15 protein-coding genes are annotated in these 13,243 nt (G+C 71.1%); 5 read left to right on the forward strand and 10 right to left on the reverse strand.

All coding sequences use genetic code 11. The features are described 5' to 3' along the window. Positions 1-19: 19 nt before the first annotated feature. Positions 20-982: a LysR family transcriptional regulator gene (locus tag QC385_RS09385; RefSeq protein WP_279540772.1), complete on the forward strand. Its 963-nt coding sequence runs from the start codon at positions 20-22 to the stop codon at positions 980-982. A gap of 70 nt (positions 983-1,052) precedes the next feature. Here QC385_RS09385 and QC385_RS09390 read toward each other — a convergent pair whose 3' ends face one another. Beyond that, positions 1,053-1,814, reverse strand: coding sequence for an alpha/beta hydrolase (locus tag QC385_RS09390; protein WP_279540773.1), 762 nt, complete (start codon positions 1,812-1,814; stop codon positions 1,053-1,055). A gap of 123 nt (positions 1,815-1,937) precedes the next feature. Between QC385_RS09390 and QC385_RS09395 the strand changes: the two genes are divergently transcribed. Next, positions 1,938-3,095: an adenosine deaminase gene (locus QC385_RS09395; protein WP_279540774.1), complete on the forward strand. Its 1,158-nt coding sequence runs from the start codon at positions 1,938-1,940 to the stop codon at positions 3,093-3,095. 132 nt (positions 3,096-3,227) lie between these two features. Beyond that, the gene (locus QC385_RS09400) at positions 3,228-3,584 is read left to right on the forward strand and encodes an ATP-binding protein (protein ID WP_279540775.1); all 357 of its coding nucleotides are present in this window, start codon (positions 3,228-3,230) and stop codon (positions 3,582-3,584) included. Between the two features lie 84 nt (positions 3,585-3,668). On the opposite strand, the gene QC385_RS09405 is transcribed toward QC385_RS09400, so the two are convergent. The 5 genes from QC385_RS09405 to afsQ1 all read right to left on the reverse strand — a co-directional run bounded on the left by QC385_RS09405 (position 3,669) and on the right by afsQ1 (position 7,523). Next, entirely contained in the window at positions 3,669-3,881 is a 213-nt protein-coding gene (locus QC385_RS09405; RefSeq protein WP_150482696.1) for a PspC domain-containing protein, read from the reverse strand. Between the two features lie 63 nt (positions 3,882-3,944). After that, a complete protein-coding gene (locus tag QC385_RS09410) occupies positions 3,945-4,529 on the reverse strand; it encodes a VanZ family protein (RefSeq protein ID WP_279540776.1) in 585 nt (194 codons plus the stop codon). A 95-nt stretch (positions 4,530-4,624) separates the two neighbouring features. Further along, complete coding sequence (locus QC385_RS09415; protein ID WP_279540777.1) at positions 4,625-5,242, reverse strand: hypothetical protein; 618 nt, start codon at positions 5,240-5,242, stop codon at positions 4,625-4,627. Continuing rightward, a complete protein-coding gene (locus QC385_RS09420; RefSeq protein ID WP_279540778.1) occupies positions 5,242-6,849 on the reverse strand; it encodes a HAMP domain-containing sensor histidine kinase in 1,608 nt (535 codons plus the stop codon). Before QC385_RS09420 ends, QC385_RS09415 begins: the two co-directional genes overlap by 1 nt. Next, positions 6,846-7,523: a two-component system response regulator AfsQ1 gene (gene afsQ1 / locus QC385_RS09425; RefSeq protein ID WP_150482700.1), complete on the reverse strand. Its 678-nt coding sequence runs from the start codon at positions 7,521-7,523 to the stop codon at positions 6,846-6,848. Before afsQ1 ends, QC385_RS09420 begins: the two co-directional genes overlap by 4 nt. 237 nt (positions 7,524-7,760) lie before the next feature. Here afsQ1 and QC385_RS09430 point away from each other — a divergent pair, with 237 nt between their 5' ends. Continuing rightward, positions 7,761-8,516, forward strand: coding sequence for a SigE family RNA polymerase sigma factor (locus tag QC385_RS09430; RefSeq protein ID WP_279540779.1), 756 nt, complete (start codon positions 7,761-7,763; stop codon positions 8,514-8,516). A 185-nt stretch (positions 8,517-8,701) separates the two neighbouring features. Here QC385_RS09430 and QC385_RS09435 read toward each other — a convergent pair whose 3' ends face one another. Then, positions 8,702-9,406: a uridine kinase family protein gene (locus tag QC385_RS09435; RefSeq protein WP_279540780.1), complete on the reverse strand. Its 705-nt coding sequence runs from the start codon at positions 9,404-9,406 to the stop codon at positions 8,702-8,704. 56 nt (positions 9,407-9,462) lie between these two features. Here QC385_RS09435 and QC385_RS09440 point away from each other — a divergent pair, with 56 nt between their 5' ends. Then, entirely contained in the window at positions 9,463-9,852 is a 390-nt protein-coding gene (locus tag QC385_RS09440; RefSeq protein WP_279540781.1) for a hypothetical protein, read from the forward strand. A 97-nt stretch (positions 9,853-9,949) separates the two neighbouring features. Here QC385_RS09440 and QC385_RS09445 read toward each other — a convergent pair whose 3' ends face one another. From QC385_RS09445 to deoC, 3 genes are read right to left on the reverse strand one after another with little or no spacing between them, the layout of a single operon-like run. Beyond that, entirely contained in the window at positions 9,950-10,834 is an 885-nt protein-coding gene (locus tag QC385_RS09445; protein WP_279540782.1) for an aldehyde dehydrogenase family protein, read from the reverse strand. Then, on the reverse strand, positions 10,827-12,263 hold the full coding sequence (locus tag QC385_RS09450) for an aldehyde dehydrogenase family protein (protein ID WP_279540783.1): 1,437 nt from the start codon (positions 12,261-12,263) through the stop codon (positions 10,827-10,829). The genes QC385_RS09445 and QC385_RS09450 overlap by 8 nt, the downstream gene beginning before the upstream one ends. A 5-nt stretch (positions 12,264-12,268) precedes the next feature. Further along, a complete protein-coding gene (gene deoC / locus QC385_RS09455) occupies positions 12,269-13,231 on the reverse strand; it encodes a deoxyribose-phosphate aldolase (protein ID WP_279540784.1) in 963 nt (320 codons plus the stop codon). Positions 13,232-13,243 lie beyond the last annotated feature (12 nt).

The following is a 13,243-nucleotide window of genomic DNA, read 5'->3' on the forward strand; positions in this document are numbered from 1 at the left end:
AACCGTCATAATCGTTCCCATGGAGCATCAACACAGCTCAAGGGCTCGGCTGTCACCGTCCAGTGACACAGAAGACATGGCGGAGATGTCGAAGGTGCTGGCGCCCCGCCTCGCGTACTTCGCCGGTGTCGCCCGCACCGAGCACGTCACCCGCGCCGCCCAGGAGATGAACGTCCCTCAGTCGACCCTCTCCCGGGCCATGGTCCGCCTGGAGCAGGACCTCGGCGTGGACCTCTTCGCCCGTCACGGCCGCACGGTCTCCCTCACCCCGGCCGGACGCACCTTCCTCACCTCCGTCGAGCGTGCCCTGGCCGAGGTCGAACGCGCCGCCGAGGAGGTCCGCGCCGACGCCGACCCCGCCACCGGCAAGGTCGCCTTCGGCTTCCTGCACACCATGGGCGCCGAGACGGTCCCGGGCCTCCTCCAGGCCTTCCGCGCCGAACATCCACGCGTCCGCTTCAGCCTCGTCCAGAACTACGGGGAGGCCATGCTCGAACGCCTCCGCGCCGGCGAACTGGACCTGTGCCTGACGTCCCCCGTGCCCGACGCCCCCGACCTGGTCGCACGCCGCCTCGACGAACAGAAGCTCCGCCTCGTCGTCCCCGCGGACCACTCCCTGGCCACCCGCCGCCGCGTCCGCCTCGCCGAGGCCGCGGACGAAATGTTCGTCACCCTGGAACCCGGCTACGGCCTCCGCCGCATCACCGACGACCTCTGCCAGGAGGCCGGCTTCAAGCCCCGCGTCGCCTTCGAGGGCGAGGAGGCGGAGACCCTGCGGGGCCTGGTGGCGGCAGGCCTGGGAGTGGCCCTCCTGCCCCCGCCGGCCGTCCCGCGCCCGGGGGTGGTGGAACTGACGGTCACGGCCCCCCGAGCGGCCCGCGAAATCGGCTTGGCCTGGCTGGAGGGCCGCCCGGACACACCCCCGGTGGCAGCCTTCAAAAGGTTCCTGCTCTCCAGAAGAGGCAGCCTGCTGCCCACCTGAGGGGAGCGGGGAACTGCGCGACAAGCCACAGCCGGCCCGCACCCGCCGGCCGGCAAGAACCCCCACGACGCTACCGGCGCAACGAAGAACCGAACCCCGCAGCCAACGGCATCCGCAACCCCAACGGCGGCGGCGCCGCGAACGCGTCCCGCACGGGCCGGGACACGGCCCGCCCGAACAAGGCCCCCATCACGAAGTCCTCGGCCAACGCGAGAACTTCATCCCGGTACTGACTCAACCCGTGCCCGTCCGCGTGCACTTCGAACCGGCACACATCCCGATTCGCCTTCTTCGCCCGCGCCGCCAGCCGGAACGACAACTCGGGATCCGTCCGCCCGTCGTTCGTGCCGTGGACGATCAGCACCTGCCGCCCCACCAGCTGTTTCACCGGTTCGGGTGGTGCGGCCACATCCTCCTCCGGGAGCCAGGGGGCGAGCGCCAGCACGGAGTTGACGGCCTCGTGCCCACCCGCCCGCAACCCGGCCCGGCCGCCCATCCCGATGCCGGCGAGGCAGACGGGAACGTCTCCGTAACGCCGTACGACCTCGTCGGCCGCCCAGGCCGCGTCGGCCGCGAGGTTGGCCTCGCTGCCGTTCCAGCCGCGGTAGCGGTAGTGCACCACGTGGGTGACGAGACCCTCGTCCCGGCCCGCGCGGGCCAGGCGGCGCCCCAGGGCGCGTACGGAGGCGGTCGCCACCATGGGGGACGGCCTGCGACCCGAGACCTCGTCGCCGCCGGGGAGCAGCAGCACCACGCCGCTCACCGCCGACGGATCCGGACCGAATGTCCTGCCCAGCCGGGCCCTGCGAACCGGCGTCGGTTGGTGTGCCATGACAGAACAGTGTCAGAAGCGCGGGTGTACTCGACCCGTCCTCGGGGTCACCGTTACGTATCGACGGAAACGTAAAGGAGACGAGGACGCGCGATCTACGCGCGTAGGAGTTAGAGTGCGGAAATGACGAGCCAGACCATCGCGAACACCCCGACACCGGAACAGATCCACCGGGCGCCCAAGGTTCTGCTGCACGACCACCTCGACGGCGGCCTGCGTCCCGCCACGATCGTCGAACTCGCCCACGCGACGGGCTATTCCCAGCTCCCCGAGACCGACCCGGAGAAGCTCGGCGTCTGGTTCCGCGAGGCCGCCGACTCCGGTTCCCTGGAACGGTACCTGGAGACCTTCTCCCACACCGTCGGCGTCATGCAGACCCGCGACGCCCTGGTCCGGGTCGCCGCCGAGTGCGCCGAGGACCTCGCCGAGGACGGCGTCGTGTACGCCGAGGTGCGCTACGCCCCCGAGCAGCACCTGGAGGGCGGTCTGAGCCTCGAAGAGGTCGTCGAGGCCGTCAACGCGGGCTTCCGGGAAGGGGAGCGCCGCGCCCGGGAGAGGGGTCTGCGCATCCGCGTCGGAGCCCTGCTCACCGCCATGCGGCACGCCGCCCGCGCCCTGGAGATCGCCGAACTCGCCAACCGCCACCGGGACCTGGGAGTGGTGGGTTTCGACATCGCGGGCGCCGAGGCCGGCTACCCGCCCACCCGGCACCTGGACGCCTTCGAGTACCTCAAGCGCGAGAACAACCACTTCACCATCCACGCCGGCGAGGCCTTCGGGCTGCCCTCCATCTGGCAGGCCCTCCAGTGGTGCGGCGCCGACCGGCTCGGGCACGGCGTGCGGATCATCGACGACATCCAGGTCCACGAGGACGGCAGCGTCGAACTCGGGCGGCTCGCCTCGTACGTCCGGGACAAGCGCATCCCGCTGGAGCTGTGCCCGAGCTCCAACCTCCAGACCGGGGCGGCTGCCTCGTACGCCGAGCACCCCATCGGGCTGCTGCGCCGGCTGCACTTCCGGGCCACGGTGAACACCGACAACCGCCTCATGTCCCACACCAGCATGAGTCGGGAATTCGAGCACCTGGTCGAGGCGTTCGGTTATACGCTCGACGACATGCAATGGTTTTCTGTCAATGCTATGAAGTCGGCGTTCATTCCTTTCGATGAACGGCTGGCCATGATCAATGACGTGATCAAGCCCGGATATGCCGAGCTGAAATCCGAATGGCTGTTCCGGCAGACCGCCTCCACCAGCGGTTCTTCGCCTTCGGAGAGCTGATCCGAGAATCCTCGGCACACAGGGAATGCGGGCGGTGTTCACAATCCGTCCGCAGTTTGCGGCGGATGGCGCCGCGTGATTACGGTCGCTGGACCGCTCACACCCCGTCATCCCATTATGAGGACGCATTTCATGAAGCAGTCCGCTGCCAAGTCCCTCGGTGTCGCCGCTCTCGGTGCCGCCTTCGCCGCCGCCGGTGCGGGCGCCGCCAACGCCGCCACCCCGGCCCTCCCGGACACCGCTCAGACGCTGGAGACCGTCACCCAGGCGCTCCCGGCGGAGCAGCTCTCCCAGGCGCTGCCGGGCTCGGGCGAGGCGCTGGGCCAGGGGCAGACGGCGGCCGGTGCCGGTCTCGCCGCCGCCCAGCCGGTCGCCGAGCAGCTGCTCGCCGAGGGCCCGACCGGGCCGGCCGCCAAGCTGCTCGGCGGTCTGCCGGTGGAGGGCCTGCCCGCGCACGGCCTGCCGGTGAACGGCGTGCCGGTCGGCTGACCTCCCGCCCGGGCGGAACACACGCCGATGGGGCGCACCCCCTGGAACCGGGGTGCGCCCCATCGTCGTTCTCGCGGACGGTCGTTACCAGGCTGCCTGTGCCTTGCTCTGCACCTTGTTCTCCGAGGGCAGCAGGATCCACAGCGCGATGTACAGCAGGAACTGCGGGCCGGGCAGCAGGCACGAGACCAGGAAGATGACCCGCATCGTCGTCGTGGAGGTGCCGAAGCGCCGTGCCAGTGCGGCGCACACTCCGCCGATCATGCGGCCGTGGGTGGGGCGGGCGAGGCGGGACATGTGCGTCTCCTTCAGGGTCGGGGCGTGAGGCCTCTTCTCCGAGTACCCCATCTGCACTCCACGCTACGGAGACGAAGGGGGCAAAGCGTCGCTCCACGGGGCGATCCCGACCCTGGGAATCGTCGGGGTCCGACCCTGAGCCGGCTCCTCCGCGGGGAGGGGCGCGAGGGACAGGCCGACGGTGGTGCGGCGGCGCAGCCAGGAGCGGCCGGCCGGGACGAGCACGAGATGCGCGAGGGCCACGCCCGCGGTGTTCAGGAAGAGCGAGTCGACGTCGACGACCTGACCCGGAACGCCGGTCTGGAGCAGTTCGATGCCCAGCGACAGCAGGGCGCCGGCCGTGACGGTGCGCAGCAGGGACGCCAGCGGCGAGACGACCAGTCTGCCGCTCACCATCGGCAGCAGCACGCCCAGCGGGGCGAGCAGGGCCAGTCCCTCGCAGATCCGCCGGGTCGCCTCGGGCCAGCCCAGGGCGAGATCGGCGCGGATCCCGTCGAACGGCCGCAGATTGGCGGGCATCACCCAGGGCACGTCCAGCGGCCGCAGCGTGAACCAGGCGACGAACGCGAGGTGTGCGACGAGGAGGACACCTCCTGTCACACGGATGCGGAACTCGGCGCTGCCGCCGATGGAGCCTTGACGCTGCACGCCCCCCTAGACGCCGCCTCCGGCGGGATCGGTTCCGGGATGCCCCCCGATACGCCTGTGAGGCATGCGCCACAGCCCGGCGCAAGCCGGCCCGCTCACTCCCGGGGCACGTCCTTGGACGGCGGTTCCTTGCTGCCCGGGCGGGCCCGGACCTCGTCGGTGCACTCCCAGCGGCGCGGGGACTCGGCGCCGGGGCCGCCCAGGACCACGGAGCCGTCCCCCTCGGCGGCCGCCGAGTCGGAGAAGGTGCAGACGATCTGGGCGAGGGCGTACGAGGTGAGGCTGTCCGGCGTCATGCTCAGCCGCAGCGTGTCCTCCGGGTCGCCGGGCCGCGGCCCGCTCACCTTGATGCCGTCGCGTACGTCCGTGCTGTAGCCGGCCTCCTTCTCGGCGGGCGACGGCGGCGCCGCGAGCTGGTCGAGCAGGCCCTGCGCGACCAGCATGCGCCGCTCGGAGTCGGCCGCGCCGTCCGGGACCCGTACGGTCCGGTCTACGGTCACCAGCGACGACCCGCACAGCAGGAACACCTGCACCGGCAGCCCCCGGGCGGCCTGCGTCGACACGTCCGGCTCGGCGAGCGAACACCGCACCCGCGAGGGCGCGGGCCCGAAGTTCGTCGGCACCTCCGTGGCCCGGATCCCGCAGCCGGCGAGCAGCAGGGCGAGCACCGACACGGCACCGATCCGCGCCCTGGACACGACACGTGTGGTCATCAGGCGTCCCCCTTCGAGTCCTCGCCCCGGTCCTGGCCGGTGTCGTCCCCGTGCTTCGGCTCGCCCTCGGCGGGCTGTTCCCCCGGCGCGTACGTGTGCTGCGGGAGCCGCAGGGTGAACATCGCGCCCGAGTCGGGCGAGTTGGCCGCGGTGATCTCGCCGCCGTGGATGTGGGCGTTCTCCAGGGCGATGGACAGGCCCAGGCCGCTGCCCTCGGAGCGCGGCCGGGAGGCGCTGGCCTTGTAGAAACGGTCGAAGACGTGCGGCAGGACGTCCTCGGGGATGCCGGGCCCGTGGTCCTGCACCTCGATCAGGAGCGAGTCGTCCTCCACCCGGACGGACACCCGCACCGGGGAGCCGCCGTGCTTGAGCGCGTTGCCGATGAGGTTGGCCAGGATGACGTCCAGACGGCGCGGATCCAGCCGGGCGTGGATGCCGCGCTCGGCGTCCAGCTCGACCGCGTCCAGCCAGGCGCGGGCGTCGATGCACGCGGTGATCTGGTCGGCGATGTCGACGTCGTCCAGGACGAGCCGGGCCGTGCCCGCGTCGAAGCGGGTGACCTCCATCAGGTTCTCGACCAGGTCGTTCAGCCGCCGCGTCTCGCTGACCACCAGCCGCACGGCGGGCTCGATCATCGGGTCCATGCTCCCGGTCTCCGCCTCCAGCTCCTCCTCCAGCACCTCCGTCACGGCGGTGATGGCGGTGAGCGGCGTGCGCAGCTCATGGCTCATGTCGGCGACGAACCGCCGGGACGCCTCGTCGCGCGCGGCCATGTCGGCGACCCGTTTCTCCAGTGCCTCGGCCGCCTTGTTGAACGTCCGTGACAGATCGGCGAGTTCGTCGGTCCCGGACACCCGGAGCCGGGTGTCCAGCTTGCCCTCCCCGAGTCGCCGCGCGGCCGTCCCGAGCCGCTGCACGGGCTTCAGCACGGTCGTCGCGGCGGCCTGCGCGAGCAGCGCCGAGCCGACCAGTGCCAGCCCCGTGGCGATACCCAGCGACCAGGCCAGCGAGTTGAGGTCCTTCGCCTCCGGCTCCAGCGACTTCAGCATGTACCCGGTCGGACCGCCGCCGATCACCCGCGTCCCGGCCACGAGGTACGGCGTGTCGTGGTCGACGACCCGCTGCCAGTACAGGTGGTGCGGGTGCTTGTCGGCACCGTCGGCCTTCTGCGTCTTGTTCACCGCCGTGCGCAGCGAGACCGGCACGTCCCGCAGCGAGAAGCCGCTCAGCCCGCCGGAGCTGCCGTAGACGGTCCTGCCGTCGGCGTTGCTCGCGACCAGCAGCACGCTGAAGCGCTGGTCGCTGCCCGCCATCTGGCCCGCGGTGTGCTGGAGCTCGTCCTGCGTCGGACGCTCGGGCAGCGCGCCCGCCCGGTTCTGCATCTCCTGCTCGAAGTCGCGCAGCACGGCGTCCTGGGTGCGGGTGAGCACGGCCTCGCGGTTGAGCCAGTACGCGATGCCGGACGCGGACACGGCGGCCGTCAGCGCCACCAGGCCGAAGACGACGACCAGCCTCAGCCGCAGGCTGGTGAAGCGCAGCCGCGACAGAACTCCCTTGCGCGCCGCGGTCCAGCCGCGGTCCCCCCCTTGGTGGTGCCGCTGTGTCACTGAGGCGGATCCAGCCGGTAGCCGACACCACGCACGGTACGGATCAGCGTCGGGGACGAGGGCACGTCCTCGACCTTGGCGCGCAGCCGCTGGACACAGGCGTCCACCAGCCGCGAGTCGCCCAGGTAGTCGTGTTCCCACACCAGCCGCAGCAGCTGCTGACGGGAGAGCGCCTGTCCCGGCCGCCGGCTCAGCTCCAGCAGCAGCCGCAGCTCGGTCGGCGTGAGCTGGAGGTCCTCGCCGTTCTTGGTCACGGTCATCGCCGAGCGGTCGATGACGAGGCTGCCGAAGCTCGCCGCGTCGTTCGACTCCCGCTCGCCGCGCCGCAGCACGGCCCGGATCCGGGCGTCCAGCACCCGCCCCTGCACCGGTTTGACGACGTAGTCGTCGGCGCCGGACTCCAGCCCGACGACCACGTCGATGTCGTCGTTGCGCGCGGTCAGCAGGATGATCGGCAACTGGTCCGTGCGCCGGATGCGCCGGCACACCTCGAACCCGTCGATGCCGGGCAGCATCACATCCAGCACGATCAGATCCGGCCGCTGCTCGCGCAGCAGCTTCAGACCGTCCTCACCACTGGCAGCGGTCGCCACCCGGTGGCCCTGGCGCGTCAGAGAGAGCTCCAGGGCCGTCCGGATGGCGTCGTCGTCCTCGATCAGCAACAGGGAAGGCACGGGCACATTCTGGCCTATGGAGGGGCCGGGGTTCGACCTGTGGGCCGAGATGAGATCCGCGCACAGCGCTGACGCCGGTGTACGAGGTGTATCCGCCATATGGCCGAGCCCTGTGACAGCTCTGTGACAGTCGGCGGACACGGCCATGAAAGTGCCGCGGCAAAGTTCTCGGCACAAGCAGGAAAGCCCGCCCGACCGGCGGGCCGCACACCGGAAGTCCACGACGGGGGGCGCGAGATGAACACGCTGCACGGCACCAGCACCAGCGCAGTGATCACGCGTCTGCACGACGTGGGCCGGGGTTCCGAGAAGTCCGGTGCCGTGAGCGGGCGGGGGTGCGCTCGCGGCACCGGGCGTCAGCACACCGCCTTCATGACGGTGGTTGACGCACACACGGGGGAGAACAAGGGGTCGGGGGCGGCTCACGGGGGAGCCGCGTACAGGGAGGACTCGGGGGAGCGCCGCTCGCTGTCGGAGGCGGAGTTCACCGCCTACGTCCAGGAGCGCCGCGCCTCCCTGTACGCCACCGCCTACCACCTGACCGGCGACCGCTTCGAGGCCGAGGACCTGCTCCAGAGCGCGCTGTTCTCGACGTACAGGGCGTGGGACCGGATCAGCGACAAGGCCGCGGTCGGCGGATACCTCCGCCGCACCATGACCAACCTGCACATCAGCGCCTGGCGGCGCCGCAAGCTCAACGAGTACCCGACCGAGGAACTCCCGGAGACGCCCGGCGACACGGACGCGATGCGCGGCACCGAGCTGCGCGCGGTCCTGTGGCAGGCGCTGGCCCGGCTGCCCGAGCTCCAGCGCACCATGCTGGTCCTGCGCTACTACGAGGGCCGCACGGACCCGGAGATCGCGGAGATCCTCGACATCAGTGTCGGCACGGTGAAGTCCAGCATCTGGCGGTCGCTCCGCCGGCTGCGCGAGGACGAGGTCCTCAGCTTCGGCCGTGACGAGGAAGACGCCTTCGGCGAGCTCGTCGCCTGAGGCTGGGGGGGAAGCACCAAAAAGGGGGGCCCACGGGGGAACTGCGGAGGCGCTGGGGGGCGTCTCCTCAGGAGAGTGGGGGGAACACGGGGGAGGACAACGGGGGAGCACAGGGGCGGGACTGGAGGACCGGGGGGTCCATCCGGTCCCGCTTTCTTTTGTTCCTCTGCTCGTCCGTTCGTCCCTCAGGCCGCTGTACCGAGGCTCGCGGACCGGCCCGCCGCCGCGGCCGCCAGCCGCCCCATAGCCTCCTCGCGGTCGCAGGCGTACGCGCCCAGCGCGGTCTGGCGGGCGACGATCGAGCGCTCCTCCCGCATCAGACGCCACCCGCGGCGCAGCAGGAACGGCACCGACTTGCGGCCCTCCCTCAGATCCCGAAGGAAGCGGCGGCGGAACGTCTTCACCGGGCCGCGGCTCAGGCACAGCGCGTCGGCGAGGACGCCGAGCTCCTGGCAGCGCGTGACGATCTCCGCGGCGAAGATGCCCTCCGCGATGAACAGCGGCGTACGCCCGACGTCCACCGTCTCCGTGCCGGTGCGGGCGCTCCGCGCGATGTCGTAGACGGGGACGTCCGTACGGCCCGTGCGGCACAGCCGGGTGATCGCGGCGACGGCCGTGTCGGCGTCCCACGACTCCGGATGGTCCCAGTCGATGTCCGAACTCCCCGCCACGAGCGGCAGCGTCGGGTCGTCGCCCTCCTTGTAGAAGTCGTCGAGCCGCAGCACCGGGAGGCCGGAGCGGGCCGCGAGGAGGGACTTGCCGGAGCCGGATGGGCCGCAGAGCAGCACGACTCGCGTCGGTATGGGGAGAGGGGAACTCACGGGACACCAGTGTGAGGCATACACCGTGGGCCGTACGACCCTGCGGGTCGGCTTTGATGCGCGCGTCACACCTCAACTACCCTTTGTGTCGAATCGATTACCCAGTGCATCAGAAGGTGGCGGCGATGGCCCGACACGACTCACCCAAGAAGCCGACCGCCCAGTGTGCCCTGACCGTCCTCGCGACCGCGGGAATGGCGCTGGGAGCGGGGGCGGCGACGGCCGCCGCGGCGGGCACCGGCTCGGCCCTGGACGTGGTCCACACCTCCCTCGGCAGGACCCACCCCCCGTCCGCCCTCAAGGCCGCCACCGGCTCCGTCACCGGCCCGGTCACGGGCCTCAAGCCCAATCCCCTCGCCGGCACGGGAGTCGACCCGCTCGACAACGGCGTCGGCACCGAGGTCGCGGACTTCGAGCCGGTGCAGTCCCGGGAGCTGACGGGTCCGGTGGCGCAGGCCCCGTCGGTCGAGAGCATCCCGGTGGCGGGGCAGGCGGCGGGGATGGTCTCGCGGTAGGCCCGTGTACGGCGACAGGCGCGCACGAGAGAAGCCCCGGCCCTCCCGGACGGAGGAGGGCCGGGGCTTCCGCTGTGAGGGGCGCCTAGGACATGCCCTAGTAGGAGGAACCCGACGCGCCCAGTGACCCCGTGGGGTGCCAGACCGTTTTGGTCTCCAGGAACGCCGTCATGCGGTCGATGCCGGGGGTCTCCACGTAATCCACAGGCTGTGGACGGAGAACGCGCTTGAGGTTGTCGGCCGCGGCGATCTCCAGTTCCTTCGCGAGGACCTCGTCGGCGCCCGCGAGGTCGATCGCGTTGACGTCCTGGTGGGAGGCGAGCGGGGTGGCGATCTCCGCCGTGCGGCCCGAGAGGACGTTGACAACGCCGCCGGGGACGTCCGAGGTCGCCAGGACCTCGGCGAGGGACAGCGCGGGGAGCGGGGACTTCTCGCTCGCCACCACGACCGCCGTGTTGCCGGTCGCGATCACCGGGGCGAGCACCGACACCAGGCCCAGGAAGGACGACTCCTGGGGCGCCAGGACCGCGACCACGCCCGTCGGCTCGGGGGAGGACAGGTTGAAGAACGGGCCCGCGACCGGGTTGCCGCCGCCGACCACCTGGGCGATCTTGTCGGTCCAGCCCGCGTACCAGACCCAGCGGTCGATCGTCGCGTCCACGACCGCAGCCGCCTTGGACTTCGACAGCCCCTCGGCGTCGGCCACCTCACGCGTGAACTGGTCGCGGCGGCCCTCCAGCATCTCGGCGACGCGGTAGAGGACCTGGCCGCGGTTGTACGCCGTCGCGCCGGACCAGCCGCCGAACGCCTTGCGGGCTGCCACGACCGCGTCACGGGCGTCCTTGCGGGAGGACAGGGGTGCGTTCGCCAGCCACTTGCCCTTCGAGTCGGTCACTTCGTACACCCGGCCGCTCTCGGAACGCGGGAACTTCCCGCCGACGTACAGCTTGTAGGTCTTCAGAACGGTGAGCCGATCAGACATCGAGGTACGCCTCCAGGCCGTGGCGGCCGCCCTCGCGACCGAAGCCCGACTCCTTGTAACCGCCGAACGGCGAGGTCGGGTCGAACTTGTTGAACGTGTTGGACCAGACGACGCCCGCGCGGAGCTTGTTCGCGACCGCCAGGATGCGGGAGCCCTTCTCCGTCCAGATGCCGGCCGACAGGCCGTACGGCGTGTTGTTGGCCTTGGCGACCGCCTCGTCCGGAGTGCGGAAGGTCAGCACCGACAGCACCGGGCCGAAGATCTCGTCCCGGGCGACGGTGTGCGCCTGGGTGACGTTCGTGAAGAGCGTCGGGGCGAACCAGTAGCCGCTCTCCGGAAGTTCGCAGGCCGGCGACCAGCGCTCGGCGCCCTCCGCCTCGCCCTGCTCGACGAGGGAGGTGATGCGCGTGAGCTGTTCCTCGGAGTTGATCGCGCCGATGTCCGTGTTCTTGTCGAGCGGGTCCCCGAGGCGGAGCGTCGACAGCCGGCGCTTCAGGGACTCCAGCAGCTCGTCCTGGATCGACTCCTGGACCAGCAGGCGGCTGCCCGCGCAGCAGACCTGGCCCTGGTTGAAGAAGATGCCGTTCACGATGCCCTCGACGGCCTGGTCGATGGGCGCGTCGTCGAAGACGATGTTGGCGCCCTTGCCGCCCAGTTCGAGCGTGACCTTCTTGCGGGTGCCGGCGATCGTGCGGGCGATCTCCTTGCCGACGGCTGTGGAGCCGGTGAAGGCGACCTTGTTCACGTCCGGGTGGGCCACCAGCGCCGCCCCCGCGCCGCCGTAGCCGGGGAGGATGTTGACGACGCCCTTCGGCAGGCCCGCCTGGCGGCAGATGTCCGCGAAGAACAGCGCCGAGAGCGGGGTGGTCTCGGCCGGCTTCAGGACGACCGTGTTGCCGGTCGCGAGCGCCGGGGCGATCTTCCATGCCAGCATGAGCAGCGGGAAGTTCCAGGGGATGACCTGGCCCGCCACGCCCAGCGGCCGCGGGTTCGCGCCGAAGCCGGCGTGGTCGAGCTTGTCGGCCCAGCCCGCGTAGTAGAAGAAGTGCGCGGCGACCAGGGGCAGGTCCGCGTCGCGGGTCTCCTTGATCGGCTTTCCGTTGTCGAGGGTCTCGAGGACGGCGAGCTCGCGGGAGCGTTCCTGGACGATCCGCGCGATGCGGAACAGGTACTTGGCGCGCTCCGAGCCGGGCAGCGCCGACCACTTCTCGAAGGCCTTGCGGGCGGCCTGCACCGCGCGGTCGACGTCCGCCTCGCCGGCCTGGGCGACCTCGGAGAGGACCTCCTCGGTGCTCGGCGAGACCGTCTTGAAGACCTTGCCGTCGGCCGCCTCGACGAACTCGCCGTCGATGAACAGGCCGTAGGAGGGCGCGATGTCGACGATCGAGCGCGACTCGGGCGCCGGGGCGTATTCGAATACCGATGCCATGGTGATCAGTCCACCGTCACGTAGTCGGGGCCGGAGTAGCGGCCGGTGGCCAGCTTCTGGCGCTGCATCAGCAGGTCGTTCAGCAGCGAGGAGGCGCCGAAGCGGAACCAGTGGTTGTCCAGCCAGTCCTCGCCGGCGGTCTCGTTGACCAGCACGAGGAACTTGATGGCGTCCTTGGAGGTGCGGATACCGCCGGCCGGCTTCACGCCGACCTGGATGCCGGTCTGTGCGCGGAAGTCACGTACCGCCTCCAGCATGAGGAGCGTGTTCGCCGGGGTCGCGTTGACGGCGACCTTTCCGGTGGACGTCTTGATGAAGTCCGCGCCCGCCAGCATCCCGAGCCAGCTCGCACGGCGGATGTTGTCGTACGTCGACAGCTCGCCGGTCTCGAAGATGACCTTCAGGCGCGCGGAGGTGCCGCAGGCCTCCTTCACGGCGATGATCTCGTCGTACACCTTCAAGTATCGGCCCGAGAGGAACGCCCCGCGGTCGATGACCATGTCGATCTCGTCGGCGCCCGCGGCGACGGCCTCGCGCACGTCGGCCAGCTTGACGGCGAGCGGGGCGCGGCCGGCCGGGAACGCCGTGGCGACGGAGGCGACCTTCACGCCGGATCCGGCGACGGCCTCCTTGGCCACGGCCACCATGTCGGGGTAGACGCAGACCGCGGCCGTGGTGGGCGTCGTACGGTCGGTCGGGTCGGGCTGGGCCGCCTTCGCGCCGAGCGCCCGGACCTTGCCCGGGGTGTCCGCGCCTTCCAGCGTCGTCAGGTCGACCATCGAGATGGCGAGGTCGATGGCGTACGCCTTCGCGGTCGTCTTGATCGAACGCGTGCCGAGGGAGGCCGCACGCCCCTCCAGGCCGACCGCGTCGACACCGGGGAGCCCGTGGAGGAAGCGGCGCAGCGCGCTGTCGGACGCGGTGACGTCCTTGAGGGGGTGAGCTGCGGTGAGTGCAGAACTGGGCATGGTCACCAGACG

This window comes from Streptomyces sp. DH10, from assembly GCF_029813805.1.
Classification (GTDB): domain Bacteria; phylum Actinomycetota; class Actinomycetes; order Streptomycetales; family Streptomycetaceae; genus Streptomyces; species Streptomyces coeruleofuscus.

Excerpts from the sequence above, each read along its gene's own strand:
- QC385_RS09395 (WP_279540774.1), top strand. The coding sequence starts at position 1,938 with ATGACGAGCCAGACCATCGCGAACACCCCGACACCGGAACAGATCCAC.
- QC385_RS09450 (WP_279540783.1), bottom strand. The coding sequence starts at position 12,263 with ATGGCATCGGTATTCGAATACGCCCCGGCGCCCGAGTCGCGCTCGATC.
- QC385_RS09440 (WP_279540781.1), top strand. The coding sequence starts at position 9,463 with ATGGCCCGACACGACTCACCCAAGAAGCCGACCGCCCAGTGTGCCCTG.
- deoC (WP_279540784.1), bottom strand. The coding sequence starts at position 13,231 with ATGCCCAGTTCTGCACTCACCGCAGCTCACCCCCTCAAGGACGTCACC.
- QC385_RS09430 (WP_279540779.1), top strand. The coding sequence starts at position 7,761 with ATGAACACGCTGCACGGCACCAGCACCAGCGCAGTGATCACGCGTCTG.
- QC385_RS09405 (WP_150482696.1), bottom strand. The coding sequence starts at position 3,881 with ATGTCCCGCCTCGCCCGCCCCACCCACGGCCGCATGATCGGCGGAGTG.
- QC385_RS09400 (WP_279540775.1), top strand. The coding sequence starts at position 3,228 with ATGAAGCAGTCCGCTGCCAAGTCCCTCGGTGTCGCCGCTCTCGGTGCC.
- QC385_RS09445 (WP_279540782.1), bottom strand. The coding sequence starts at position 10,834 with ATGTCTGATCGGCTCACCGTTCTGAAGACCTACAAGCTGTACGTCGGC.
- QC385_RS09385 (WP_279540772.1), top strand. The coding sequence starts at position 20 with ATGGAGCATCAACACAGCTCAAGGGCTCGGCTGTCACCGTCCAGTGAC.
- QC385_RS09415 (WP_279540777.1), bottom strand. The coding sequence starts at position 5,242 with ATGACCACACGTGTCGTGTCCAGGGCGCGGATCGGTGCCGTGTCGGTG.
- QC385_RS09390 (WP_279540773.1), bottom strand. The coding sequence starts at position 1,814 with ATGGCACACCAACCGACGCCGGTTCGCAGGGCCCGGCTGGGCAGGACA.